Source organism: Iningainema tapete BLCC-T55, assembly GCF_014698965.1.
Classification (GTDB): Bacteria; Cyanobacteriota; Cyanobacteriia; order Cyanobacteriales; family Nostocaceae; genus Iningainema; species Iningainema tapete.
Genome location: NZ_JACXAE010000064.1, coordinates 1 through 24,060 on the forward strand (window position 1 = coordinate 1; position 24,060 = coordinate 24,060).

19 protein-coding genes and 2 pseudogenes are annotated in these 24,060 nt (G+C 40.5%); 8 read left to right on the forward strand and 13 right to left on the reverse strand.

Going from position 1 to position 24,060, the window contains the following annotated elements; all coding sequences use genetic code 11:
• Positions 1-103: 103 nt before the first annotated feature.
• From ICL16_RS18885 to ICL16_RS18895, 3 genes are all read right to left on the reverse strand, one after another.
• Positions 104-289, reverse strand: coding sequence for a hypothetical protein (locus ICL16_RS18885; RefSeq protein ID WP_190830663.1), 186 nt, complete (start codon positions 287-289; stop codon positions 104-106).
• Between the two features lie 22 nt (positions 290-311).
• A complete protein-coding gene (locus ICL16_RS18890) occupies positions 312-1,559 on the reverse strand; it encodes a nif11-class peptide radical SAM maturase 3 (RefSeq protein WP_190830666.1) in 1,248 nt (415 codons plus the stop codon).
• Positions 1,560-1,675: 116 nt separating this feature from the next.
• Positions 1,676-2,077, reverse strand: a complete 402-nt coding sequence (locus tag ICL16_RS18895) for a Nif11-like leader peptide family natural product precursor (protein WP_190830667.1) — start codon at positions 2,075-2,077, stop codon at positions 1,676-1,678.
• 377 nt (positions 2,078-2,454) lie between these two features.
• Between ICL16_RS18895 and ICL16_RS18900 the strand changes: the two genes are divergently transcribed.
• Positions 2,455-2,700 carry a hypothetical protein gene (locus tag ICL16_RS18900; protein WP_190830669.1) on the forward strand — a complete coding sequence of 82 codons (246 nt, stop codon included), beginning with the start codon at positions 2,455-2,457 and terminating at the stop codon, positions 2,698-2,700.
• A 349-nt stretch (positions 2,701-3,049) separates the two neighbouring features.
• On the opposite strand, the gene ICL16_RS18905 is transcribed toward ICL16_RS18900, so the two are convergent.
• Complete coding sequence (locus ICL16_RS18905) at positions 3,050-3,298, reverse strand: hypothetical protein (protein ID WP_190830671.1); 249 nt, start codon at positions 3,296-3,298, stop codon at positions 3,050-3,052.
• A gap of 585 nt (positions 3,299-3,883) precedes the next feature.
• Between ICL16_RS18905 and ICL16_RS18910 the strand changes: the two are divergent.
• Positions 3,884-4,297, forward strand: a pseudogene (locus ICL16_RS18910) (helix-turn-helix domain-containing protein); the annotation flags it as partial.
• On the opposite strand, the gene ICL16_RS18915 reads toward ICL16_RS18910, so the two are convergent.
• The 3 genes from ICL16_RS18915 to ICL16_RS45725 form a co-directional block, all read right to left on the reverse strand.
• Positions 4,297-4,533, reverse strand: a complete 237-nt coding sequence (locus tag ICL16_RS18915) for a hypothetical protein (protein ID WP_190830673.1) — start codon at positions 4,531-4,533, stop codon at positions 4,297-4,299. The pseudogene ICL16_RS18910 and the gene ICL16_RS18915 overlap by 1 nt on opposite strands.
• 324 nt (positions 4,534-4,857) lie before the next feature.
• Positions 4,858-6,126 (reverse strand): tetratricopeptide repeat protein, encoded by a 1,269-nt coding sequence (locus ICL16_RS18920; RefSeq protein ID WP_190830675.1) that lies wholly within the window; start codon positions 6,124-6,126, stop codon positions 4,858-4,860.
• A 146-nt stretch (positions 6,127-6,272) separates the two neighbouring features.
• The gene (locus tag ICL16_RS45725; protein ID WP_238360833.1) at positions 6,273-6,668 is read right to left on the reverse strand and encodes an RpnC/YadD family protein; all 396 of its coding nucleotides are present in this window, start codon (positions 6,666-6,668) and stop codon (positions 6,273-6,275) included.
• A gap of 51 nt (positions 6,669-6,719) precedes the next feature.
• Here ICL16_RS45725 and ICL16_RS18930 point away from each other — a divergent pair, with 51 nt between their 5' ends.
• Positions 6,720-7,496: a gamma-glutamyl-gamma-aminobutyrate hydrolase family protein gene (locus ICL16_RS18930; protein WP_238360834.1), complete on the forward strand. Its 777-nt coding sequence runs from the start codon at positions 6,720-6,722 to the stop codon at positions 7,494-7,496.
• Positions 7,497-7,524: 28 nt separating this feature from the next.
• On the opposite strand, the pseudogene menD reads toward ICL16_RS18930, so the two are convergent.
• Positions 7,525-9,138: pseudogene (gene menD, locus ICL16_RS18935) on the reverse strand (2-succinyl-5-enolpyruvyl-6-hydroxy-3-cyclohexene-1-carboxylic-acid synthase); the annotation flags it as partial.
• A gap of 332 nt (positions 9,139-9,470) precedes the next feature.
• Here menD and ICL16_RS18940 point away from each other — a divergent pair.
• Together ICL16_RS18940 and sfsA are read left to right on the forward strand one after the other, a co-directional pair.
• Positions 9,471-13,889: a two-partner secretion domain-containing protein gene (locus ICL16_RS18940; protein WP_190830679.1), complete on the forward strand. Its 4,419-nt coding sequence runs from the start codon at positions 9,471-9,473 to the stop codon at positions 13,887-13,889.
• A gap of 110 nt (positions 13,890-13,999) precedes the next feature.
• Positions 14,000-14,725 carry a DNA/RNA nuclease SfsA gene (gene sfsA, locus ICL16_RS18945; RefSeq protein ID WP_190830681.1) on the forward strand — a complete coding sequence of 242 codons (726 nt, stop codon included), beginning with the start codon at positions 14,000-14,002 and terminating at the stop codon, positions 14,723-14,725.
• Here sfsA and ICL16_RS18950 read toward each other — a convergent pair whose 3' ends face one another.
• Positions 14,726-15,616: a class I SAM-dependent methyltransferase gene (locus ICL16_RS18950; RefSeq protein WP_202895614.1), complete on the reverse strand. Its 891-nt coding sequence runs from the start codon at positions 15,614-15,616 to the stop codon at positions 14,726-14,728.
• Between the two features lie 406 nt (positions 15,617-16,022).
• Here ICL16_RS18950 and ICL16_RS18955 point away from each other — a divergent pair, with 406 nt between their 5' ends.
• Entirely contained in the window at positions 16,023-17,345 is a 1,323-nt protein-coding gene (locus tag ICL16_RS18955) for a 3-isopropylmalate dehydratase large subunit (RefSeq protein WP_190830683.1), read from the forward strand.
• 79 nt (positions 17,346-17,424) lie between these two features.
• Entirely contained in the window at positions 17,425-17,919 is a 495-nt protein-coding gene (locus ICL16_RS18960) for a gluconokinase (RefSeq protein WP_190830858.1), read from the forward strand.
• Here the strand turns inward: ICL16_RS18960 and ICL16_RS18965 are convergent.
• The 4 genes from ICL16_RS18965 to ICL16_RS18980 form a co-directional block, all read right to left on the reverse strand.
• Entirely contained in the window at positions 17,916-18,737 is an 822-nt protein-coding gene (locus tag ICL16_RS18965; protein ID WP_190830685.1) for a carbonic anhydrase, read from the reverse strand. The genes ICL16_RS18960 and ICL16_RS18965 overlap by 4 nt on opposite strands.
• A 105-nt stretch (positions 18,738-18,842) precedes the next feature.
• On the reverse strand, positions 18,843-20,240 hold the full coding sequence (locus ICL16_RS18970; protein ID WP_190830687.1) for a hypothetical protein: 1,398 nt from the start codon (positions 20,238-20,240) through the stop codon (positions 18,843-18,845).
• Positions 20,241-20,894: 654 nt separating this feature from the next.
• A complete protein-coding gene (locus tag ICL16_RS18975) occupies positions 20,895-21,512 on the reverse strand; it encodes a hypothetical protein (RefSeq protein WP_190830688.1) in 618 nt (205 codons plus the stop codon).
• A 471-nt stretch (positions 21,513-21,983) separates the two neighbouring features.
• Positions 21,984-23,138 carry a Fic family protein gene (locus tag ICL16_RS18980; protein ID WP_190830691.1) on the reverse strand — a complete coding sequence of 385 codons (1,155 nt, stop codon included), beginning with the start codon at positions 23,136-23,138 and terminating at the stop codon, positions 21,984-21,986.
• A 391-nt stretch (positions 23,139-23,529) separates the two neighbouring features.
• Between ICL16_RS18980 and ICL16_RS18985 the strand changes: the two genes are divergently transcribed.
• Positions 23,530-23,988, forward strand: a complete 459-nt coding sequence (locus ICL16_RS18985; protein WP_190830692.1) for an aspartyl protease — start codon at positions 23,530-23,532, stop codon at positions 23,986-23,988.
• Positions 23,989-24,060 lie beyond the last annotated feature (72 nt).

Consider the following 24,060-nt stretch of genomic DNA (forward strand, 5'->3'; position numbering starts at 1 on the left):
GTCTCATTTTATTCTTGGTTTGCTTTTTTATTTCAGTAATTACCGATTGTGACACTATTGGGTGCGGAATATAGGTTTGAATTCCTCCGCTTTCACATCTGCTTTAAAGTTTCAAGACCCCAGCTTCTTTCTCAATTCTGTCTAAAGCTTTCTTTGCTCTAAAAACAACTCTCAAATAAGCTAACTGATTATTCCAAGCTGAGCGAGGTAATAAGGGCGCAGGAGAGTTTTCCTGAGTTTGGTCTTGAGCATTAGTAGTATTTTCTGAAGGGGTAGAATCAGTAAACATAATATTCTGAGCAAATGTATTTTCAATTAACCTTGGTTGATATTAATGGTTCAAGCCCATCTTGAAACCATTGAATGCGATCGCTACTAAAATGAAGTGGGTCTAACTCTTGCTTTTGTGCATTTATCGGTTCTTCAATCAAAGCAAACTCGCCATTGTCAAAGGGATTTCCCTCCGCCCGATGTTTGAGAACTACTCGTTCGCGAATACCGCGTTTTGCTTGAGTAAGGGCGCGATGATGACAGTAAGGATTGTTCCCCCGCCGATTAAAGAAAACATGAGCAGTCCAACTACAACCACCGCGACAAAGTTGAGCAAATTCGCAAGTTTTGCAGAAACCCCACAAGTGTTCTGTTCCTTTAGGAGTATCAGCCCCCAAATTAAATCGCAATTCTTCTGTCTCTTCAATAATTGTGCGCAGTGAGTGGTCACGGATATTACCACCAGTGTAAGCAGAAGTAGGCAGTGAAGGACAACCTTTGATCGCACCATCTGCTTCAATGCCCAAAGTGGATAGTCCCGCACTGCATCCCCGCCAAAAAGACCAAGCATCCCCTCCCCTCAGGAATCTTTCGTAGGGACCATAGTAGCCGATATTATTTCCTGGTTGTACTTGCACTCCTTGTTGAAAAGCTTTTTGGGCAACACGGGCAATCATGGGGTACACATCCAGCAGTTCATAAGGTTGCAGCAGAATCTCACTATTATCTGCGGCATTACCCATCGGCACAGTTAACTGAATTTGCCAAGCAAATGCACCTGCGTCACGAATGTGTTCGTAGATACGAGGGAATTCTGGAGCAGATAGGCGATTGATTTGAGTATTGCAACCAAAACGAATACCTACTTCCTTCAGATGACTCATTGTCTTAAACGCCCATTGCCAGGAACCATCTCTACCACGAAGACGATCATGAGTCGCTTCTAAGCCATCAACGGAGACAGAAACCACTCTAATCCCAGCCTCTTTCATTCGACGTGCCGTGTCTAATGTGATACCATAACCCCCAGTAGTCATACTACAAAGCATCCCAGTGGAGGTAATTGCTTGAGCAATCTCTAGCCAATCAGGACGCAGAAAAGCTTCACCCCCAATTAGGGTTACCTCTGTAATCCCAACTGATGCCATTTGTCTAACTAAATCAAGGGCTTCTGCTGTGGAAAGTTCTTTTGTTCTTGTATGACCGGCACGAGAACCGCAGTGTTGACAAGCTAGATTACATTTTAGCGTGATTTCCCAAACCGCATAACTAATTCTACGTTGCGTCATGAAAAGATCCTCAATTAAATTATTAAAATAAGGACGGAAATATCTCCATCCGTCCCCAAAAGCCTAAGCCTATACTTCACACTCGCGCTTGTCTAAGCTGTAAGCGCAACTTGAACTTAATCTTTTTCTAGAGGGTTCAGAACAACCCCATACATCGGTTGTATAATTGGCTCTTTAAATCTGCCAATTCCAATCCAATTATACCAGCTCGCTAGTGGTTCATCTGTCACAACCCCATACATTGCTCGGTAAACTGGCTCTTCACTCAATACTGATGTTGCCCCACCTACTACAGATGCTAGTTCTTTTTCATCTAAATCTTTGAGGAGTTCATCGGCAACAGTTGACTCCAATAATTGTTCTGTATATTCTTCAAACTCTTTTTGAGTGAAATCATAACCTGCACCTTTAACTATTTGGCTACATTCATACTTACTCTTAACACCTTGAATTTGACTGCGGAAAGCTTCATCAGTAGCTAACCTTTTGTAAAATGCTTGTACATTTTCTAGAGACATAACTCCTCCATATATTAGTATTTTTTGAACACAGCCTTAACATTTTAATCTAAATAAGAGTTTTTCTATCCATTTTTGTAAATTTTGATTAGACAAATCTAAAACTTTTTTGTCCCAAAAACATCACAAATTTAGAATTTTTAAGTTCATTGGCGTCTGGCGCTTTTTTAGTAGCGCTTAAGATCAGAAAGAAAGTATGCCCATGCAATCAATAAAATAGCCTAGCTTATGTAGTTTTCGGAAATAGAGTTGTCATAAATGTGAAATTGTTATTTCATATTTTGGCAATTTAGTTTACAGAAATAGTAATTACTTTAGCCTTTAAATATTGAGTATTATTCTTATTACGCTATTAAATATGATGTTGCCAAAAACACATGAAGCGAAATAATCAAAAAGAGGAAATAATTCTGAAAATGAACGAGAAAAAACCTTTGTTTGTTGAAATCACAGATGAAGAAGTAGCCCAAGTAAGAGGTGGTGCTGCTACTACAGTTAACTTTGATCTTAATACTTACCTGTTCGTCATTGGTGCTGGTGCAATATTTAATGGCGGAGTCACTGAAGATGTGATTGATACTGCTTTTGATCTAGCAGTTTTCACTTTGACTCCTGGTGTTTAATAGTTAGATGAACTAAAAGTTTATCAAAGTTAAAAAGCACACTACGTATTTAGATATACATGGTGTGCTTTTGATATTTCCCACTGGTAGTTTGCTTGTTCGTACTTTCATTTACATAAATACTATATATGACTTTATAGTCGCTATCTATTTCAATACTTAAAGGGCTTAAATTGAAATCTTAACAGCCGATACTTAATCTTACCCACCTATCTTGTAGAGACACGATGTATCGCGTCTCTACATTTAATGCCTTTCTTAAAGAAAGTTGTAAAAACATAATCTAGTACTACTTTCCAGAATAATAAGAAGTTGCTAGACAAGCTTTACACTATCTTACTAATTACCCTTAGATAGGTTCGTCGCTGTAGAAAATAGACGCTAGAGATGTTGACTCTGAGTAAGAGGTTACGTCGTCTAACTTTGTGAAAGTGTTGGTATAGGTTTGGGGATAGCCAGTCTCAAAAAATTCAGTATTAGCGAAAGACTTAGCGAATGCTTCAGCGTTAACACTTAGAAAGTCAGAAGATTTAATTGAGCGACCACCTAAAAGGTTGGTTGCTTCAGAATCTGCAATTTCATTGAACAATGGATTCATGATGTACTCCGTATAGTTATTCTAAATCTAAGTAGTCTGAAAATAAATGTAATTTTTAGACTACTTACTATACGTAATTATGGCATCAAATAAATTGAAAATTTGCTTTTGTAAGTATCTTCACGTAAAAAATATTAAAATTTATATTTTTTTTACCAAAACTATACATTATATTTCTCATGGTTGGTGTAGTCAGATGGAGTTCTACATTGATACCTAAAATCATAATGTACTGTTTTTTATCTAATAAAAAATTAAACTTTATCTAATCGCTGCTGTACATAAACAAGTATTATTTTTTCCATGTATCTAAAGGTAGACTTTATTAATTTTGCTTCCTATATCTGAGGTATGATTTTTTAAGTTTTTTCAGATGCTAAGTTATTTTTATTACAGTAATTAATGTGTTGTTTAAAAAAATAGATTGACGCCATCATACATAAAGTAAAGTTTTTATAAATATATCTACTAGTATGAAGGCAAAAGTTAAGAGTAAATACTTGCAAATATTTATACATTATGGGTGAAATTGATGGTTTTACTCACAACACAAGTCTAAATACTGAGGATTTAAGTAGTACAGACATGTTGAATGACCAAAAGAATACCGATACAGTTGTTTTGGAGATTCTCAATGGTAAATATTTAACACAATTTCAGCGGAAACTTCTGCAAAAGATTCTACAAGAGGATTTATCCCAATCTTATCGCCGGCGTATTCAAATTATGCTATTGGCAGATGAGGGGAAGTCTCAAACAGAAATTTGTCAAATTTTGGGATGCTCTCCGGCAACAGCAAGACATTGGACGCACATTGCTCGTGCTGGAATGGCGCATCAATGGCAAGACTGTTCCATTGGGCGTCCTAAAGCTGCGAATGAGCAGTATTTAGAGCGTTTAAAGGAATTAATAAGTAGTAGTTCTCGCGATTATGGGTATTCTTTTGGGCGGTGGACGGCAAATTGGTTGAATAAGCATTTGACAAAAGAATTAGGTATCTAGAATAAAGGTTCGTTGATAAGACCACCAGTAAGAATGCGATTATTAGTAAGATCAACAACGTCAGAATCTTCGCCGTTGAAAGCATCTAACAGGTCAGAATCACTACCAATAAAATTTAATGCGGAAATAAGTGCACCCAATTGTCCACCTTTTGTAGCATCAAGCTCCGTATTGCTCAAAACTTGAAAATTGTTTTGAACGGTGTTTAAGTTAGAAATTGTGATTCTAGCCATTTTGAGTTCACTCCGAGTTAAGTTCTTGCGATTGGAAGGAGATTTTGTATTTCCTTATTCCACTACCATATTCTTAGATATACTCTAGTATTTCAAGATTTAATTCACTAAATAATGGACAAAAATAGTGCAGTTATATTCTAATTAATTCTTAAATTTAATGACAGTAAAGCGCTTCTAGATTATTTATAAGAAATGGAGATATCCGACTTCTTGAAAAAGTCGGGTATCTTATCAAAAATATCTGAATTTTAGGTGCATAACTAAAACATTTATGTCCCCATTTATATTAGAAACCCAGTTTCTCCATTGAGCTTAAATCGCTCATCTACCCCGATCGCTCTCCAAATCATGAATCACTTTTTCCATGTACCACTCATCTGTCATCCCGGGATAGTTATACTTAGCCTGCTCAATCAGTCGTTGGGCAATTTCCCAATATCCCCCTACCAATCGCAACAAACGCTGACGTAACACGTTATTTGCTGTCTGTTTTAACTCTGGGCTACGTGCAATGATTTTTTTCAACCCATCTAAGACTTGTTGGTAATTTTGCCAGTCTTCTTTTTCACAAAATATACTTGCTGCCCGCTGATAATCATCCACAGCACGTTGCATTTCCTCTAAACAAGTATAGGCAAGACCCCGATTATAGTAAGCTTGAGCATCATCTGGATTGATTTGCAAAGCTTGAGTATAATCTTTAATCGCACCGTAATAATTACCCATTGCCCGGTAGACATTTCCTCTGGCAACATAAAGCAGTGCATCTTGGGGTTGCATTTGCAAAGCTTGATTGAAATCAGCTATCGCTCCCTGAAAATCTCCTAACTGAAAACGAGCCTTCCCCCGATTGCGATAAACAATGCTATCTTGAAAATTAAGTCGCAGCGCCGAGTTGAAATCAGTGATCGCATCCCGGTAATTTCCCTGCTTGCAACGCACAACTCCCCGACAGCAAAAGGCTTGCGCATCTTGCGGATCTACCTGCAACGCCCAGTTTAACCCCTCCATTGCTTGACGAGTATCTCCATGTTCCGCTTGTTCTAATAACTGGGTAAAATAGGAGTTTTCCGATATTATCGGCGCTACTTTGTAACTCTGCTGAGTAACAGCAACAGCTTTTTCTTTTGGTTGTAGCTGTTGAATCATCTCTAATAAACGGCTACAATTTTCCTTATCCTGTTTTTCTAAATATAATTCCGCAGCTTTTTTGAAACTGGCGATCGCATCTTGAATATACCCTTCTTTACGCCGTACCGTTCCCCGCAAACTGTAAGCTGCCGCATGTTTAGGATTGAGGCGAATAACTTGCTCCACATCCGCAAGCGCTCCTGGCAAATTTTTGAGCGCTACTCTTGCCAATGCCCGACAATAGTATGCCTGTGCATGTTGAGGATTATATTTTAAAGCTTCTGTATAATCTGAAACAGCTTGATGTATTTCTCCTAAATCGTAGTATGCCAAACCCCTTTGACAGTATGCATTAGCATCAGGTGCTAGCTGCAAAGCATCAGTAAATTCCTCAATAGCCCCAGCATAATCTTTTTGCTTAGCTTTTTCTAATCCCCGATTGTAGAATTCATCTATCATGGCGTTTGTTTTGTTTTTAAGTCATTTCCTATTTTCGATGAGAGAGAAAATAACTGCCACTCAACGCCTCGAACCTGAAACTACGGGGCGGCATGTGGGGCAACTCATGTTACTTTCTGAATAAGATTGAATGACTGAAAATCAAACTATCCAAACCGCGCCAACAAATCCTCCCGTGACAAACTGGAAAATTGCAATAGCAAAGCTGCATACTCAGTAGCTGGTAAATTCAAGATTGGCTGCACGATTGCCGCCAACTGTGAGTCAAGTACCCCAAAACGCGCTAAAAGTAAGTTTTCCACAATTTCACGCCGCTCCTGCTCCTTGCCTCGCTCGACTCCCCTTAGCTCAGTTTGTTGTTCCCATTCTAGGTAAGCTTGTGATAAGTTCATAACTAATTCCCTTTCTTCGGCATCAATCTGGCTACTTACTTCTATACTAACTTTCCAAGTTGCCAGCAGCTTGACGATAGCAGAGCGTCTGGTATCTTGTTTAGGTAGAGCCATAACTTCAGCGATCGCTTGTTGCTGAATTAGCCCCAAGAACGAGAGGTTATCATCAGAAAAACCTTTGTTAACGACATCTTGTAACTAATGACTGCATTTGGAGTAAAGCCGCCGCTGATTGGCATAACCACTTCCGGACAACAATTAACGGGCAATTTTTCTCTCCCTGCTGTTTACGCAAACGCAATTCGTCAAGCAGGTGGAAGACCGATTTTGCTACCGCCTGGAGAATCAGATCCAAGATTCATCTTAGAATTAGTGGATGGTGTGATCTTATCTGGAGGAGGTGATATTGACCCCATTATATATAATGGTTTTCCTCATCCCACTATATATAATATTGATACTGAACGTGATGCTTTTGAATTAGCACTTGGACAGTTACTTTTAGCTACTGATATACCAGTATTAGGTATTTGTCGTGGTTTAGAGGTGTTGGTAGTTGCTGATGGCGGAAATCTGATACCTCATATACCAGATGAATTTGGTAATGCGATCGCTCATCGATCAGATCAATCTCATTCTACAGAACATACTGTGCAAATTATACCAAATAGTCTTTTGGCAAATTTGGTGGGAGTGAGAGAAATGACTGTTGTTTCATGGCATCATCAAGCAGTTCGCACTGTTCCGAAAAGGTGGCGGATTGTAGCGCAAGCTACAGATGGAGTGATTGAGGCGTTAGAAAATGAATGTCATCCTTGGATGTTAGGAGTGCAATGGCATCCAGAACTTTCCATTAACGATCCTGCACAGCAAGGAATTTTCCGTGGGTTTGTAGCAGCTGCTGCAAATCTTGATGCAAAGCGTAATTTTTATTCCGATCCGTTGTCACTTCAATTACAGCGTGGCGCTGATGACTAATCGCAGTTTGGTAAGTGACTAGAAATGCATCCGTTGTTTCTGGATGATAATAGTCAATACCAAACATTTTCGCTACATACTTAAACTCAAGTTGATGAGAAACACCAAAGTAAGGTTCAAAAACATCGTGAAACTGAGCAATTGGTAAAAAAGAAAATATTCCCCCACCATCATTGTTAACTACGACAATAATTAGAGGTTGAGAAAGGGATTTCAACAGGGCAAGTGAATTCAAATCATATAAAAAAGATAAGTCTCCGATGAGAACAGTAACCGATGAATTCAAGCCCACAGCAAAACCTGCCGCTGAAGCGATAGTACCTTCAATTCCACTTGTACCGCGATTTGCACTTACTGCGACAGGAGAACCTTCACATACAGCGTACATATCCATATCTCTAATCGGCATACTGTTAGCAAGAAATAGTCCGTGTTGTTTAGGAATATAACGAGAAATTATTCTCGCTATACCTGGTTCGCTAATTTCCTGTGATTGTCCGAGAAAATCATCTATAGTTTGGTTAATTAATTGAGATTGCTGCTGTAATTGAATTAACAAATGTGAATTTATAGACTTAGCGATCGCGGGTAATAGCTGTTGGCAAAATTGAGAAATGCTAGCCTCAATTCGCCAAGAAACATTATGCGATGGATCGTGGCGGAAAGGGTCATCAGTAACCACAATATAATTTAGTGTTTGATGCTCTATTAGTTGCATAAATCTTTTCGATGTTATGCGACTACCAATTTGTAAAATAGTTTCTAGTGGTTTTTGAGAATGTAAATAATCTATCAATAATAGGTCAAAATAATTAATTACATTAGTATGTGAATCTAAGCGTAATCTTGATTGAATATCAGTAAATACAGGTAAGTTTAGTTTTTCTGCTAATTGCGATACAGCTTGAACATCAGCATCAGACTTTAATTGACCAACAGCTAAAATTCCCCACTGAGTTTGATTGATAATATCAGCAATTTGGTTAACACTATCTGCATCTGGTATGACTTGGGACGAGGTATATTGAGTATATGGTTTTTTCTGTTTCTGCCATAGAGTTAGAGAATCTAAATACCCATCGGTAATATGTGCATTTGTAGGAGCTAAAGGTTCGCGAAACATACAATTAAGATGTACAGAACCACTAGGAGATTTTCGTGCCTGGTAAACCGCTTGATCGATGGTTGTTAAAACCATTTGTGGAGGAATTTTTTCGTCAGGACAAGGCAAATCGAATTGCCATTTTACATACTCTCCGTAAAGATTAAATTGTTGAATAGTTTGATTAGCACCAGTTTGACGTAGTTCAGGAGGGCGATCGCCAGATAACACAATCAATGGCACACAATCAGTAGAAGCTTCAATCACAGCCGGAAAGTAATTAGCTGCTGCTGTTCCAGAAGTACAGATAACTACAGCAGGATTAAGTGTAGCACGAGCATAGCCTAGCGCATGAAAAGCCGCAGCACGTTCGTCAAAACAAACTATTTTTTCTGCATTGGGATGGCGAGCAACAGCCACCGTTAAAGGCGTGGAACGAGAACCTACAGAAATGACAAAATAATTAACCCCATTTCTAATTAACTCTTCAACAATCAAAGAACCCCACAGATTATTAATATTAGACGTATCAATTGTCATGATTTAATATTGCTGAAATTAAATACAAAATATACGTAGGGTGCGCTCTTTGTAACGTAACGCACCTAATTACCGCAGTTTGGTGCGTTACGGCTTCGCCTAACACACCCTACATTATGCTAAATATGGTAACTTTTACATAATTTAGGCATAAAAATCTCTTACTCTTTCTCTTCTGGTGTGTCCTCAGCATAAGATCTGACTTTTCCCGTTAAGTCTCAAAAGGCTTACTCACACTCGTATTTAGAAAAAAGCAGGTAGATAGGGTACAGTAATTAAAATTGGTACACCCCTGCTTGATTTGGTCAATTTAACGGACATGATATGATGATATGAAAGCGAAAAGTTGGTATTGGTGGTTAAAAATTGCAGTCTTACTGTTAGCTAGCAGTATATCGACGGCTTTTAGTCGTACAGTATATGCTCAGATTATCCCTGATGCTACTTTGGGCAGAGAAAATTCCCTTGTCACGCCTCAAGGTGTGAAAGACTTAATTACAGGGGGAGCAATTCGAGATACCACCCTATTCCATAGTTTTCGCGAATTCAATGTCAACAACGGACAGCAAGTTTATTTTGCTTCTCCCAATGGCGTTACCAATATCTTTACTCGGGTGAGTGGAAGTAATATCTCACGGATATTCGGCACCTTAGGAGTAAATGGCAGTGCGAATCTATTTTTCATGAATCCCAACGGCATTATTTTTGGTGCCAATGCAAAGCTAGATCTACGCGGCTCGTTCACAGCTACTACAGCGACTCGTGTTAATATTGACAAATATACTTTTAGTGCCGATAACCCAACAACGCCGCCGCTACTGAAGATTAATGTGACGCCAGGTTTACAGTATGGCTCTATAACTCCTAACGGACAGATTCGCAATCAAGGGAATTTATCCGTAGGACAAGATTTAAATCTGATTGGTAGCAATTTGAATTTGCAAGGTCAACTCAGAGCCGGGGAAAATTTAAATGTAGTCGGTAATACTGTGACTATACGAGACAGTACGAGTAAACCATTCATTGCCACAGCAGGCAGTAACTTGGTCTTGCAGGGAAATCAAAAGCTGGATATATTTGTGCTGAATCATCCCGACAGTGGTTTATTCTCAGGTAGGGATATGGTGTTGCGGTCGGCTAATCCTGTTGCCGGAGACGCACATTATACCAGTTACGGTAGTTTTCGTCTAGAAAAAGTGCCAGAAAGTTTGTCCTTATCTTCCCCGTCACAACAGGGAAGTGGCATGGGGAGTTTGTCTAGTAGCGATGACCCAGTGATTAGAAGTGGTGGAGATGTCTCAATTGGTAGCTATACGGGAGCCTCTTTGCATATCATAGCAGGCGGTAAGGTCGAAATCCCCAATATTACAATCACCAAAGCAGATACAGATTCGGGAATAGTAGAAAACGTTGCTTTATCAGATGGTACGAGTGTAGCGATTTCCGGCAATACCAAACCAACATTAGATATACGTGCCGGAGTTTCGCCAAGTGCGATCGCACCATCAATGTCGGCTCTTGGTAATCCTGGTTTCTCCAATCTCATCGTCACCAATACAAACACAAGTGCCGATATCAAAGTCGGTTCTATCTTATTTGCAGATACTGCCAACAAACCCATAACAGGACAAGTGCTGTTAACTAACCAATATTACCCTAACCCCAATTTGGCGGGAGACATTCAAATTAACGGTACAGTAGTGACAGGGGGGGGAGCGGTAAATATTGACTCCAAAGGCAGTATTATTGGCAATAGTTTAATTGACACAAACGCTACTACGGTTAATGAGCAATATTTGGGCAATGGTGGAGATGTCAGGTTACTAGCAAATGGGAACATCACCTTCAACCCAAGCAGTGGCATCAACTCCGTTGGGTTACTTAGCGGAAATATTACTCTGACTTCCAATGGAGATATTTCATTCAATAACGCTAAAATTAGCAGCGATAACTATACCAATGTACCAAGTATAACTGGTGGTGATATTAATGTCACAGCTAGCTCCGTCTTTCTTAGTAATGGTTCTGAGTGGCAAGGGCGAACTTTTGGAGCAGGTAATGCTGGTTCGGTGAAAATTACAGCTAGCGAGTCAGTCTCGCTCTTTAATGACAACAGTATCAGCAGCGAAGTGGAGGCGGGAGCGGTAGGCAATGCAGGCGGGGTTGACCTAAATGCTAGTTCAGTTTCTTTAACTAATGGCGCTCAAATCGCTTCTTCCACTAATGGACTTGGGGATGCAGGTGGAGTCCGGCTTAATGTGACTAAAGATTTCTTAGCAAGTGGGGAAAACAGCCAGGGATTTGTGAGTGGCGTTTTTAGCAGTGTAAATTCTGGAGTGGTAGGCAATGCAGGTAAGATTGACCTTGATGCTGGTTCGGTTTCTCTAACTAATGGCGCTCAAATCGCTTCTTCCACTAATGGACAAGGGGATGCAGGTGGAGTCCGGCTTAATGTGACTAAAGATTTCTTTGCATATGGGGAAAGTAGCCAGGGATTTGTGAGTGGTGTTTTCAGCAGTGTAGATCCTGAAGGGGTAGGTCATGCAGGCAAGATTGACCTTGATGCTGGTTCGGTTTCTTTAACCAATGGGGCTCGAATCATTTCTTCTACCTTTGGACTCGGGGATGCAGGGGGAGTCCGGCTAAATGTGACTCGATATCTCCAAGCAAGTGGGGAAAGTAGCCAGGGAATTGTAAGTGGTGTTTTCAGCAGTGTAGAACCTGGAGCAGTAGGCAATGCAAGCGGGGTTGATCTTGATGCTGGTTCGGTTTCTCTAACTAATGGCGCTCAAATCGTTTCTTCCACTTTTGGAACAGCAGATGCAGGTAGAGTCCGGCTTAATGTGACTGGAGATTTCTTGGCAAATGGGGAAAGTAGCCAGGGATTTGTGAGTGGCGTTTTCAGCAGTGTTGAGTCTCTTGCAGTAGGCAATGCAGGCGGAGTTGATCTTGATGCTGGTTCGGTTTCTCTCAATAATAGAGCTCAAATTAATTCTTCCACTTTTGGACAAGGGAATGCAGGTGGAGTCCGGCTAAATGTGACTAGAGATCTCCAAGCAAATGAGGCAAGTGGTGTTTTCAGCACTGTGGATACTCTTGCGCTAGGCAATGCAGGCGGGGTTGCCCTGAATGCTGGTTCAGTTTCTTTAACTAATGGAGCTCGAATCAATTCGACCATTTTTGGAAAAGGGGATGCAGGTGGAGTCCGGCTAAATGTGACTGGAGATTTCCAGGCAACTGGGGAAAACAGCCAGGGTGGTAGTGGTGTTTTCAGCAGTGTAGAACCTGGAGCAGTAGGCAATGCAAGCGGGGTTGACCTTGATGCTGGTTCGGTTTCTCTAAATAATGGGGCTCAAATTGTTTCTGCCATTTTTGGACTCGGGAATGCAGGAGGAATCCGGCTAAATGTGACTAGAGATTTCTTTGCAAATGGGGAAAACAGCCAGGGATTTGTGAGTGGTGTTTTCAGCAGTGTAGAATCTGGAGGGGTAGGTAATGCAGGCAATATTGACCTTGATGCTGGTTCGGTTTCTCTAACTAATGGCGCTCAAATCATTTCTTCCACTTTTGGACTGGGGGATGCAGGAGGAGTCCGGCTCTCCGTAACTGGAGATTTCTTTGCAAATGGGGAAAACAGCAAGGGTGGTAGTGGTGTTCTCAGTACAGTAGAAGCAGGAGCAACAGGCAAAGGTGGGAATATAGAATTGAGTGTTGGTTCTGTTTCTTTAAGAAATGGTGGGCAAATTAGTTCCAGTACTTATGGACAAGGGAATGCAGGCGATTTGAAGATTAATATTTCAGGCAAAGTCCAGGTGGATGGTGAAAGTAGGCAGGGAATCAGCAGTCAGATCTCTAGTAGTGCCAATTTTAGTTCAATAGGCAACGCAGGAAATATAGATCTCAGTGCAGCTTCCATTGAGCTTACCAATGGCGGCTCTATCACCACTGCTGCTAATGGAAATGGCACATCAAATGCAGGCAACATAGCAATTACTAGCAACCAATTACGGTTGAGCGATCGCTCTAACATTAGCGCTACAACCCTATTGGGTGATGGTGGCAACATTTTCTTGAATCTAAAAGATTTCTTGTTATTACGCAATCACAGCAATATCTCCACCACTGCCGGACAAGCTAATGCTGGTGGCAATGGTGGTAATATCAATATTAATTCTGGATTCCTCGTTGCTGTTCCCGGAGAAGATAGCGACATCTCTGCTAATGCCTACAACGGCAGTGGCGGCAACATTAACATCACCACCAATGGCATCTACGGCATACAATACCGTACCCAAAACACGGATTTCAGCGACATTACCGCCACTTCTCAATTTGGCATTAATGGTACAGTCAACTTCATTATCCCAGAAATTGACCCAACTGCAGGATTAACTCAATTACCCTTGGCTATAATTGACCCAGCAGACCAAATTATCGCAGGTTGTCCTACTGACCGCGACGCTCGTTTTGTTGTGACAGGACGAGGTAGCATACCAGAAGATCCCAGACAAGCGCTTAGAGGGCAGGTTGTTATGCAAGATTTTCGTTCTCCTGCTGTTGTCAGATCAGGGGCGGATAAATTCCCATTGCCTCCCAAAGTTTCAACCCCAAGCTATCCCCACTCCCCAATCGTGGAAGCTACTGGGTGGGTTATGGACTTGCAGGGCAATATTATCTTAGTGGCGAATCTACCTGATGTCAGCCACAGTTCGTGGAGTGATAAGATCAATTGTCCCAGTGTTAAATGGTAATGGAGAATGAGTAATAGGGGTTTTGAGCGGGTAAGATTGGAGGTAAACCTCCGCGCAAAGTCAGAGCTTAAGAGCGGTTTAAACCCCAGGCTATGCGGTTAAATATATTTATGACAGACTACCTCTATCACTACCCACCCCTATACCCAGGTATCCTACTCAAACGCTACAAACGGTTTTTTGCCGATATTGAACTCACGAATGGGGAAATAGTCACAGCACATTGCCCAAACACCGGTCCGATGAAAGGGGTTTGCAGTATTGGTAGTGCAGTACAAATTTCCAAAAGTAATAACCCTAACCGTAAACTACCCTACACATGGGAAATGATTCAAGTAAATGACACAGAGCCGACTTGGGTAGGTATCAACACAGCTTTATCCAACCAAATAATTAAACTAGCTCTAGAAAAACGCCTTTTCCCAGAACTAGGCGAATACAACCAAATTCGTTCAGAAGTTACTTACGGACAAGATAAAAAAAGTCGGGTAGATTTTTTTCTCTCTCACCTTGAATCACTAAGTAATATTTATGTTGAAGTGAAAAACACGACTTGGGCTGCTGGCAAGTTAGCATTATTTCCCGATACAGAAACCACAAGAGGACAAAAACATTTACGGGAACTGATGGCTTTACTTCCCCAAAGTCGTGCAGTAATGCTTTACTTAATTAACCGGGGTGATTGCACCGAGTTTGCTCCTGGTGATAGTGCTGACCCTGTATATGGTACGTTGTTGCGTAGTGCGATCGCTCAAGGTTTAGAAGTTTTACCTTGTCGCTTTGATGTCACACCAGTTGGTGTGCGCTATTTGGGTTTAGCGCCATGTAAGTTTTGATTAACTAATTCTTTTCGCAACACACATAATTGTTTGTGCTGCCGCGGGTGAGTCTGGGTTGATTCCAGACATACGTTGAGCTAATCTAAGTTTTAGAGGTAGTCTTCCATACTTACCTTCAAGCACTTCAGCACCAAGATCGTGATTGTGAGGATACAGTTTCACTTCAAAACCTAGTGGTTCCAAAACTTGATGGTAAAGTTCTGGTGTAACACCATCTCCAGGTCTTTGATTATGAATCTCGGTTTTCCAACGAGCATTTCTAATTTCCGGCGGAACATAATACTTACTACGTATCAATCGGTAGATGGGCATCCGTATATCCCGCAAAAATAAAGCAAGACCTTTTAAATTCCAGGCAGTTTTCTGAGGATCTTTATCTGTTACTAGTAAACCACCAGGACGTACTATCCTCGCAGCTTCTGCCAACATTCTCCTCATATCATCACAATGATGTATGGTTGAATTAGCGACGACTATATCTGCAAACTGATCAATAAACGGTAAGTGATGAGCGTCAGCTAAAATAGGTGTATACCCTATTTCCTTAGCTATTTCCAAACCACCACGGGCAATATCTACCCCGATAATCACTTTTGGTGAACCACCCAGCTTTGCGTATAAGTTACCTGGTCCACAACCTATATCAACAACAATTTTACCATCCCAACTTCCCATCGCCGCTTGCCAACGTGGTTTGAAGGTTTCGTTGTTATAACACTTCTGTAAATATTGTCTACTCCAAACTGGATGACCAAAAAAGTTAATGTTTGCCAACATTCCTTTGGTCATCATCGGAATTGTACAGGTGGGAATGTCTGTTTGCCAGTCGATCTGAGCATCTGTGGAAACATACTGCTCAATCTCTGAATTTATTGAGTTTTGTATCATTTTTATACCCTAAGTAGTATTTGAGGTATTTATCTCAAGTCCATGAGTATTAAACTTTCTTTGTGGTGATGGCTTCCCTGTACTGATATGCTTTTTTTCACATATTAAATAAATTATCATACAGTAATTTCACTGTTGTCATCAAGCATATTTACTTATAAAGAGTATAAATTATTTGAATTAGATCAATAAACATCAACCGAATTGAAACGTGCATTATTCAGAATCCTTGTATGAACGATGAGGGAACGTCTCTACATTTTTTGTCAGAAACGAAGAATTTTGAACTAGATCATCATTTATCGCTTAAATAGCATGTATTTATGGGAGAATGATAAACTGCATATTGTTAAATAGGCAGGTAGCATAGATTGTAAAGCCTGTATCAAAGAGGAAAGCGATCGCTATGGGCATGACCATAACAGAAAAAATCTTGGCGAAAGCCTCTGGTCGGTCAGTAGTCGAACCAGGTGAAAATATCTGGGTTGATGTTGACGTACTAATGACTCATGATGTTTGTGGACCAGGAACCATTGGTGTATTTAAACGCGAGTTTGGTGCTGACGCCAAAGTTTGGAACTCAGAAAAAATCGTCTTAATTCCGGATCATTACATCTTTACAGCCGACGAACGCGCTAACCGTAATGTAGATATTCTCCGTGAATTTGCACAAGAACAAGGCATAAAATATTTCTACGACATTACAGATAAATCAAACTTTAAAGCCAACCCAGACTACAAAGGTGTTTGCCACGTAGCCCTAGCCCAAGAAGGTCACACCCGCCCAGGCGAAGTTCTATTTGGTACAGACTCCCACACTTGTAATGCAGGAGCATTTGGTCAATTTGCTACGGGAATTGGTAACACAGATGCAGGCTTTATTATGGGGACGGGTAAACTATTAATTAAAGTTCCCGCTACCATGCGCTTCATACTAAATGGTGAAATGCCCCCCTACTTACTAGCAAAAGACTTGATTCTACACATCATTGGGGATATCACCGTTGCGGGAGCTACTTACCGGACAATGGAATTCGCAGGCGTTGCCGTGGAAAAAATGACAATGGAAGAACGGATGACCCTGTGTAACATGGTGATTGAAGCAGGTGGCAAAAATGGTACGATCGCACCAGATGAAACTACATTTGAGTATGTGCGATCGCGTACCAATCAACCTTTTGAACCAGTGTACACAGATCCCGATGCCAAATTCTACAGTAACAGACGCTACGACGTTTCCCAACTAGAACCAGTAGTTGCCCAACCCCACTCCCCAGACAACCGCGCTTTAGCACGAGAATGTAGCAATGTCAAGATAGATAGAGTTTACATCGGTTCTTGCACAGGTGGAAAAACAGAAGACTTTTTCCACGCGGCAAAAATTCTCAAAGGTAATAAAGTCAAAGTTCCTACCTACTTAGTACCTGCCACTCAAAAAGTTTACGAAGACTTGTTTAAACTCAAGTACTCTGAACAAACCCTATCCGAAATTTTCCTAGAAGCAGGTTGTATTGAACCTGCTGCACCTTCTTGCGCTGCTTGTTTGGGTGGTCCCAAAGACACCTTTGGACGTATGAATGAACCAGAAATTTGCGTTTCTACCACGAACCGTAATTTCCCCGGACGCATGGGTAATAAAGAAGCCGGAGTTTACCTAGCTTCTCCCTACACTGCAGCCGCCTCTGCCCTCACTGGGTATGTAACAGATCCGCGTGAGTTTTTAAGTTAATTTTTGTCTCACGCTCTACGCCTAGACGCGAAGAAACTCTTTGCGCCTTTGCGCCTTTGCGTGAGGTTAATTTATGACTATGATTATTGTTGTAATGGGAGTTTCAGGTTCTGGTAAGTCCACCATCGGTAAACTGTTGGCGGACAATTTAGGCTGGGAATTTAGCGACGCTGATTGTTTCCACCCACCAGAAAATATAGAGAAAATGCGGCATGGTATCCCTCTTCAAGATGAGGATCGGATGCCTTGGCTCATTGCAATGGCGACAGCATTAAAACAGTGGTTACAGGAACATAAAAATGTAGTACTGGCATGTTCGGCGCTAAAAGCCAACTATCGCCAGTATCTGATTTTTGATGAGGAACAAGTGAAGTTGGTTTATCTTAAGGGTTCGTTTGCGGTGATTCAAAAGCGTTTACATGCACGGACAAATCACTTTATGTCTGAACAGTTGCTTAAAAGTCAGTTTGATACTCTTGAGGAACCATCTGATGCTTTTGTGGTGAATGTAGAAGATCCACCACAGGTAATTGTGCAACAGATTATAGCTGGTTTGGGAGATGAAAAGCTTTAATTCACAGATCTCGATCCTCGATAAATTCGCTCCATCTGTTGTGGAGATAAAGGTGACATAGGAAACCTTTGATCGATAACAATCGGAATATCATCAGGTTGTTCAACTACTTCTAAATGAGGTGGAGTGGAATAATTTCCATTGCTGCAACTTGGAAATGGTGAGAGCAGCGAATCATCTAACTCTGATTCTGGTAGTTGACTTTGGGGTGAGACATAGGCGTGTCTTTCGACATCGTATGCCAAAATATCTGCTGTCTCAATGTTGTAAATCCAAGCGTAAATTTTGAGACGCCCTTGGTAGAGCTTCGAGTGAATCACCGGATATGTCCGCAAGTTCTCGATTTGAGTCAGTACATTTTCGGCGATCGCGATTTCGAGTAGGTCATCGGAGTTATAATGGCTATAGTGTTCTTTGACTAGTCTACGGGTTGCTTCTGCATACTTGAGCCAGTCATGTACAAGCGGCATTTCCTCTCTGAGCTTTTCTATCTTCATCAGGCCTTTGATTGCGCCGCAGTGAGAGTGACCACAGATAATAATTTGTTGAATATCTAATGCTTGAACAGCATATTCTATTGTAGCACCCTCACCGCCATTTGTTGCGCCATATGGTGGAATAATGTTGCCCGCATTGCGGATGACAAACAATTCCCCCAACTGTGCTTGGGTAATTAAGTTTGGATCGACTCGTGAATCTGAGCAGGTAATAAATAATACTCTAGGCTTTTGACCGTGAGAAAGTTGTTCAAAAAGTTCTTGATGTGTGCAGAAATAGCTTGATTTGAATTCCCGCAGACCTTTAATTAATTTTTTCATTGAGCTACCGTTACCACAGGCAATACCTTAAATTCTGCTACAAGATGCTGCTATTGTGTTAAAATTTTATTAATTTGTGATAGATTTATTGATCGAGTATACCAATCACTCTTGCATTCCGGCGTACAATAGCCGTACAAATAAGCGGACGCCATCATCTTTCTTCAAGGTTGAATATGATGGAGCGTCACTGTTACCTATTGCACGCAAATCTGACAGCAGTTCTGGATGAAACTGGCAAGTAAACGAGCGGCGAATTTTCTTGGTTTCAAAGTCTTTGTAGTTAATGCAGGTAGCCGAACACTCTGTAACTATTTCACCAGTTTCCTCTGCTGTCGAGCAGAGAATTTCTACTGAATCGGGCAGTTGTATCAGCCATGACAGAGCGCTGCCAGCAATGATGTGGCGATAAGGAACAATGGCGTCATGAATACTGCGGTAAGCCCAGTTGGCAAACAGTATTGCTTCTTCGTTGACTTCATCGGAGTGAAACATTGAAATTGACACGGAATGCTCATATTGAATCGTTGTGTCAATCACTCCTTCATGGGCGTCAGCAGTTACATCATGGGCATGGATAATTTCCCAAGGAATATCTAAGGCATCGCCATCGGGAGTCTGATAGGGTAGTAGGATGCGATTGCCTACTTCCTTTGATTCATTGCGCGTCACCGCAAAATGGGTATCATTCCAACCTTGAGCAACGATGCGTCCATCACGCTTTTTGACTTTGAGTTTAGTACCCATAGCTTCGATGCGTCGGCATACCTCTTGTAATGATTTGAGAGCAATGCTTGTCCCATCGCGTTTCAAAGATGTCATGCCCAGGACTTCTTTGACTGCACGTTGGATTAGTCTGATATGACATTCTGCTGCCAACTGGTGTCCGACACAAATGAAGATTGCGGCGGCACTAGCTGGCGATCGCGAAATGAGTAATTTTTCCACTAATGCAAACATATCCTCTCGCGGACATGCCGGACTTGTCCAAGTGGATGGATCGTATACCGATGGATCGCCTCCTTCTACTATCACTGCATAACCGGAGGTGATTGCTGGAATAACCTTATCTAAATCTATGACTCCACTCGACCAAACTGGTAATAATATAGAGTCTATATCAGCTACTTTTTGAGCAATGTAGGCAACGTTTTTAGAAGCCCGAACATCTTCGCCAAGTTTGTTAACGCCTACATGCTCCCACGGTTCGATAATGGTTATCGACTTGCGGAACAAATTGGGATACTTAAGTAAAAACTCAAAGTCTTCCTGGGAATTAATGACTTTTTCTAGAGGTGAAGCATGTCCCCACTCAAAAATGCCGTCAGAAGCAAATAGTTCTTTTTCCAAGAGTGGGTCTTCCCCTATTCTATCCGCTAAGAAATGACCTAACAAAATATGTGCTCCTTCAAAATCTGCATAGCCTTCATGCAAATAGCCTGAAGTGAGTCGCCAGTTAGCTGTGGTGGTTTGATGATCTTGCGATTTGCTAGTTGTAGTCATTTTTGATTGATAAATTTCAGTTTTTGCTATGTGATTGTCGCCACTAATATATATTATTTTTTTTATTTAAATATGTCAATTATGAGTTTTATCACAAATTTTAAATTGAACTCATGTCATTTTTACACTTCGCTCGCACCATTAATTTTTGTTATCATTTAGTTAAAAATAAAAGTAGAAAAAGTAGGGTAAACTCTTCTAAGTTTGTGTAAATAAAGCTTGACAAATCAAGCATAATAAGCATGAACGCTTTCATCATCAATTGGTATTCTGTCTATAGCAATCCTAAATCATTCGTAAACAACAAGATCCCCGACTTCTATAAGAAGTCGGGGATCTAAGCCTCAATCGTGTTGGTAAATCAAATAGGATTGCTATATGTACTCAAATATTAGTCTGCTTAGAGCTTAGAGAAGTATCTTATGCTTTATTAGGTGTTATACCAATGCAAATTTTATGACTTGAGCCAGATTTAAAAAATCATAAATTGCGACTATTACCGATGAATTCTGAGCAAAGTTATCTTACAGTTTTGTAAATATTTGTTTATAACCTATGAAAAATCAGGTTCCCGACTTCGTAAAAGTTGTCGGGAATCTAAGTGTTAATAGATTCTACATTGGTGGTAGGGGTGGAGGTTTAGACAATTAGTTTTTACGCACTCTTACTAGGAATTGATGTGATGGCGACAAGAATTCCCAGAAGCTCATTTATAGGTGTTAAATAACGTTCATTAAGGTCAACTTTTACAAGCTGAGTTTTGTCTATTGAAAGAAATCTCCATACTTGTCCAGTTGTGACAGTACCATAAACGGTTTTGATATTTTCTTCCTGATTTTTTTGATTGATTATTTGTGCTGCATACATGGAGGCGATACACTGTGCAAGTCCATCATTAATATTCTCATTTTTTGCTTCTACAATAACTACTACTGGTGCTTTAATCACTAGTTTATCTGGATTGCGAGTGAGAATAAAATCACAAAATCCTGTTAATCCTATGCTTGCGTCCACATTAAAATTACGTCCCGAAAATAAACTCACCTGAGAATTAAGGAACGCAATTTCACTTAGAATTGGAGCAATTATATATTCCGAGCGTGCTTTTTCTGTATTGATAGCAGTTGCTAGAGGTACGAATCTTTTTAATGCTTCAATCAGAAATAAGCTCGGTTCAATCGGTTCTGAAGCTATTAAATTTTGCACTGATTCAATCGTTGTAATCCCTAACGAGTTTAGGCTATCTAAGTCTTTAAAATCACTATAGGACATTGCTCATAACCCAAATTTTTTTCAGTTGAATCTATCTTAAGGCTCGGTCAACCCCTTTAGGAGTTTCATTTGCTGTTAAATCAAAATCGTAACATTTTTTGTAGTTCTTTCTCTTGACGCAGCAATTGGTATAACCATCGCGTAGTTGTCGCAAAATGTTTATACTAAGCCAAAAGACTGGTATCAGTTTGAGGAGGGATAATTTAATTATTAGGGCTGGTTTTTGGAAGAGTGAGCAATTATATAAAGTTATTAATTTTTAAATCTTCCTACTTTTCCTACTTTTCCTACTTTCTCTACAGGTAACGCACTGAATTAGCTAAATACATAGACAGTTTTATCGAGCATTTTGTAACTAAAACTAAACTAACTTTTAATAGCAACCACCGTTATTAAAAGATAGGGACTTATTTTTTAATAACGATCTTACCCCCTAATAGTAGTATCGGGAGCAAGCATGAAATCTCAGAATTAAATTCCCTCATTAAGAATGTTGAGATATTCACCATACATAAACAAGCGATCGCGGCTACGCCCTGTTACCTCTTTAACTATACCAAGACTCTCTAGGTTTTTCAAAGCAGAGGTGATGGTGGGCACAGTGAGTCGCAACTGTGTCTTCGCATAGGTAATGCTAAATAGCGGTTTTTTCCGCATTAAATTGTGTACCCGTAAAGTGGAATTAGCCCCACGACCAATAGTTTCAATTCGTTGGCGATCATTTTCAAACATGGTCAACAGACGACGTGCAGTACTACTTGCCTGTTCAGAAGTCACCATAACCCCTTCTAAAAAAAAGACCAACCAGGCTTCCCAGTCTCCTTTAATCCGCACCTGTTGCAACAGGTCATAATACAACTGGCGATGAGTTTTGAAGTAAAGACTTAAATAGAGCAATGGTTCCGACAAGGCACCTTCAGCACAAAGCAAAAAAGTAATCAGCAGGCGTCCCAAACGACCATTGCCATCTAAAAATGGATGGATAGTTTCAAACTGGACGTGAGAGAGTGCCGCCTTTATCAGTACAGGAGTACGTACTGGCTGGTCGTGCAGGAACTTTTCCAACTCCCCCAAACAAGACATCACCTCTGTTGGTGGTGGTGGGACAAAAAGCGCATTGCCAGGGCGCGTACCTCCTACCCAGTTTTGAGTACGACGAAACTCTCCCGGAGTTCGCTCACTACCTCGTCCCTCTGACAGCAGCACTTCATGAATCTCACGAATCAAGCGTAGTGACAGAGGAAAGCCTTCCCTCAAACGAGCCAAACCGTGGTTAAGAGCAGCCACATAGCGAGACACTTCCTGTACATCATCTAAAGGTACCCCCGGTGCTTCCTCAATTTCGTACAGCAGCAAATCGGAAAATGAAGACTGGGTACCCTCAATCTGGGAAGAAAGTAATGCCTCTTTACGCACATAAAGGTAGAGAAACAGAGATGGTTCTGGTAGAAGCGTAGTTAACCCATCCAAACGTCCCAACGCTCGATTTGCACGTTCTATTAGATCGTAGATATTACCATCCAACTGTAAAGGCGGTACTGGTGGTAGGGGTCGAGGCACAAATGCCAAAAACGTTTCTGGCATGGTTATGCTAGGTATATAGTTACCCTGAATACCACGTTCCATATTTTTTGTACTTAAAAATAAACTAACTTTTACTAGCATCCATCTTTATTAAAAGATAAGCCTTTATTTTTTAATAACGATCTTACCTCTAACAGTAGCATCGGGAGCAAGCATAAGCTTCTGCGTTTCAGGCAGGCGATCGCCTTATATTTCTCTCTATAGGTGGATGTAAATTAGGTCTGCCTATTTTAATAAAGCTTAAACTTTAGTAAAAACAACTATAGCTACTGTGTTAAGTAAGTTTCGAGAAGATATTAAAAGCCTCAAAGAAAAAGGCTGGCAATGATTACAGTTAGTGACACATCGGTTCACGATCGTTCCGTCTTATTCATTTCAGATGACTTATTATGTAGATTAGATTGATATTAAATTAAGGCAGAGGCAGGATATTATGAGGAAGCTATCGATACCATATTTTAAAAACCGAGAAATGGGTCAAGTAATAATAACCTTAAACGTAGCCAATCGAATTGACCAAGTATTAGCCGAGCGAGGATTTATCTCCCCAGAAGAAGTTCGTTCCGTTACATTGACAGATGTTTTAGTTGATACGGGGGCAACATCATTATGTTTACCCTCAGCTGTTATTGCTCAATTAGGTTTAGTTCAAGGAGGAGAAGCTAGCATTGAAACCACTACAGGAATAACAAAAGAGCGAATATTTAGAGACGTTGACTTGTGTATTGAAGGACGCCGAAGTGTTTTCGACTGCTTAGAACTTACAGAAGTCTCTTACGCTTTATTAGGTGTTGTACCAATGCAAATTTTAGGACTTGAGCCTGATTTAAAAAACCATAAATTGCGACTATTGCCGATGAATTCTGAGCAAAGTTATCTGACAGTTTTGTAAATATTTGTTTATGCTCTATGAAAAATCAGATTTACGACTTCTTAAAGAAGTCGGGAATCTAAGTGTTATTAA

Coding starts and splice junctions, on each gene's coding strand:
- ICL16_RS18885 (WP_190830663.1), bottom strand. CDS start 289: ATGTTTACTGATTCTACCCCTTCAGAAAATACTACTAATGCTCAAGAC.
- ICL16_RS18890 (WP_190830666.1), bottom strand. CDS start 1,559: ATGACGCAACGTAGAATTAGTTATGCGGTTTGGGAAATCACGCTAAAA.
- ICL16_RS18895 (WP_190830667.1), bottom strand. CDS start 2,077: ATGTCTCTAGAAAATGTACAAGCATTTTACAAAAGGTTAGCTACTGAT.
- ICL16_RS18900 (WP_190830669.1), top strand. CDS start 2,455: ATGAAGCGAAATAATCAAAAAGAGGAAATAATTCTGAAAATGAACGAG.
- ICL16_RS18905 (WP_190830671.1), bottom strand. CDS start 3,298: ATGAATCCATTGTTCAATGAAATTGCAGATTCTGAAGCAACCAACCTT.
- ICL16_RS18915 (WP_190830673.1), bottom strand. CDS start 4,533: ATGGCTAGAATCACAATTTCTAACTTAAACACCGTTCAAAACAATTTT.
- ICL16_RS18920 (WP_190830675.1), bottom strand. CDS start 6,126: ATGATAGATGAATTCTACAATCGGGGATTAGAAAAAGCTAAGCAAAAA.
- ICL16_RS18930 (WP_238360834.1), top strand. CDS start 6,720: ATGACTGCATTTGGAGTAAAGCCGCCGCTGATTGGCATAACCACTTCC.
- ICL16_RS18940 (WP_190830679.1), top strand. CDS start 9,471: ATGAAAGCGAAAAGTTGGTATTGGTGGTTAAAAATTGCAGTCTTACTG.
- sfsA (WP_190830681.1), top strand. CDS start 14,000: ATGACAGACTACCTCTATCACTACCCACCCCTATACCCAGGTATCCTA.
- ICL16_RS18950 (WP_202895614.1), bottom strand. CDS start 15,616: ATGATACAAAACTCAATAAATTCAGAGATTGAGCAGTATGTTTCCACA.
- ICL16_RS18955 (WP_190830683.1), top strand. CDS start 16,023: ATGGGCATGACCATAACAGAAAAAATCTTGGCGAAAGCCTCTGGTCGG.
- ICL16_RS18960 (WP_190830858.1), top strand. CDS start 17,425: ATGATTATTGTTGTAATGGGAGTTTCAGGTTCTGGTAAGTCCACCATC.
- ICL16_RS18965 (WP_190830685.1), bottom strand. CDS start 18,737: ATGAAAAAATTAATTAAAGGTCTGCGGGAATTCAAATCAAGCTATTTC.
- ICL16_RS18970 (WP_190830687.1), bottom strand. CDS start 20,240: ATGACTACAACTAGCAAATCGCAAGATCATCAAACCACCACAGCTAAC.
- ICL16_RS18975 (WP_190830688.1), bottom strand. CDS start 21,512: ATGTCCTATAGTGATTTTAAAGACTTAGATAGCCTAAACTCGTTAGGG.
- ICL16_RS18980 (WP_190830691.1), bottom strand. CDS start 23,138: ATGGAACGTGGTATTCAGGGTAACTATATACCTAGCATAACCATGCCA.
- ICL16_RS18985 (WP_190830692.1), top strand. CDS start 23,530: ATGAGGAAGCTATCGATACCATATTTTAAAAACCGAGAAATGGGTCAA.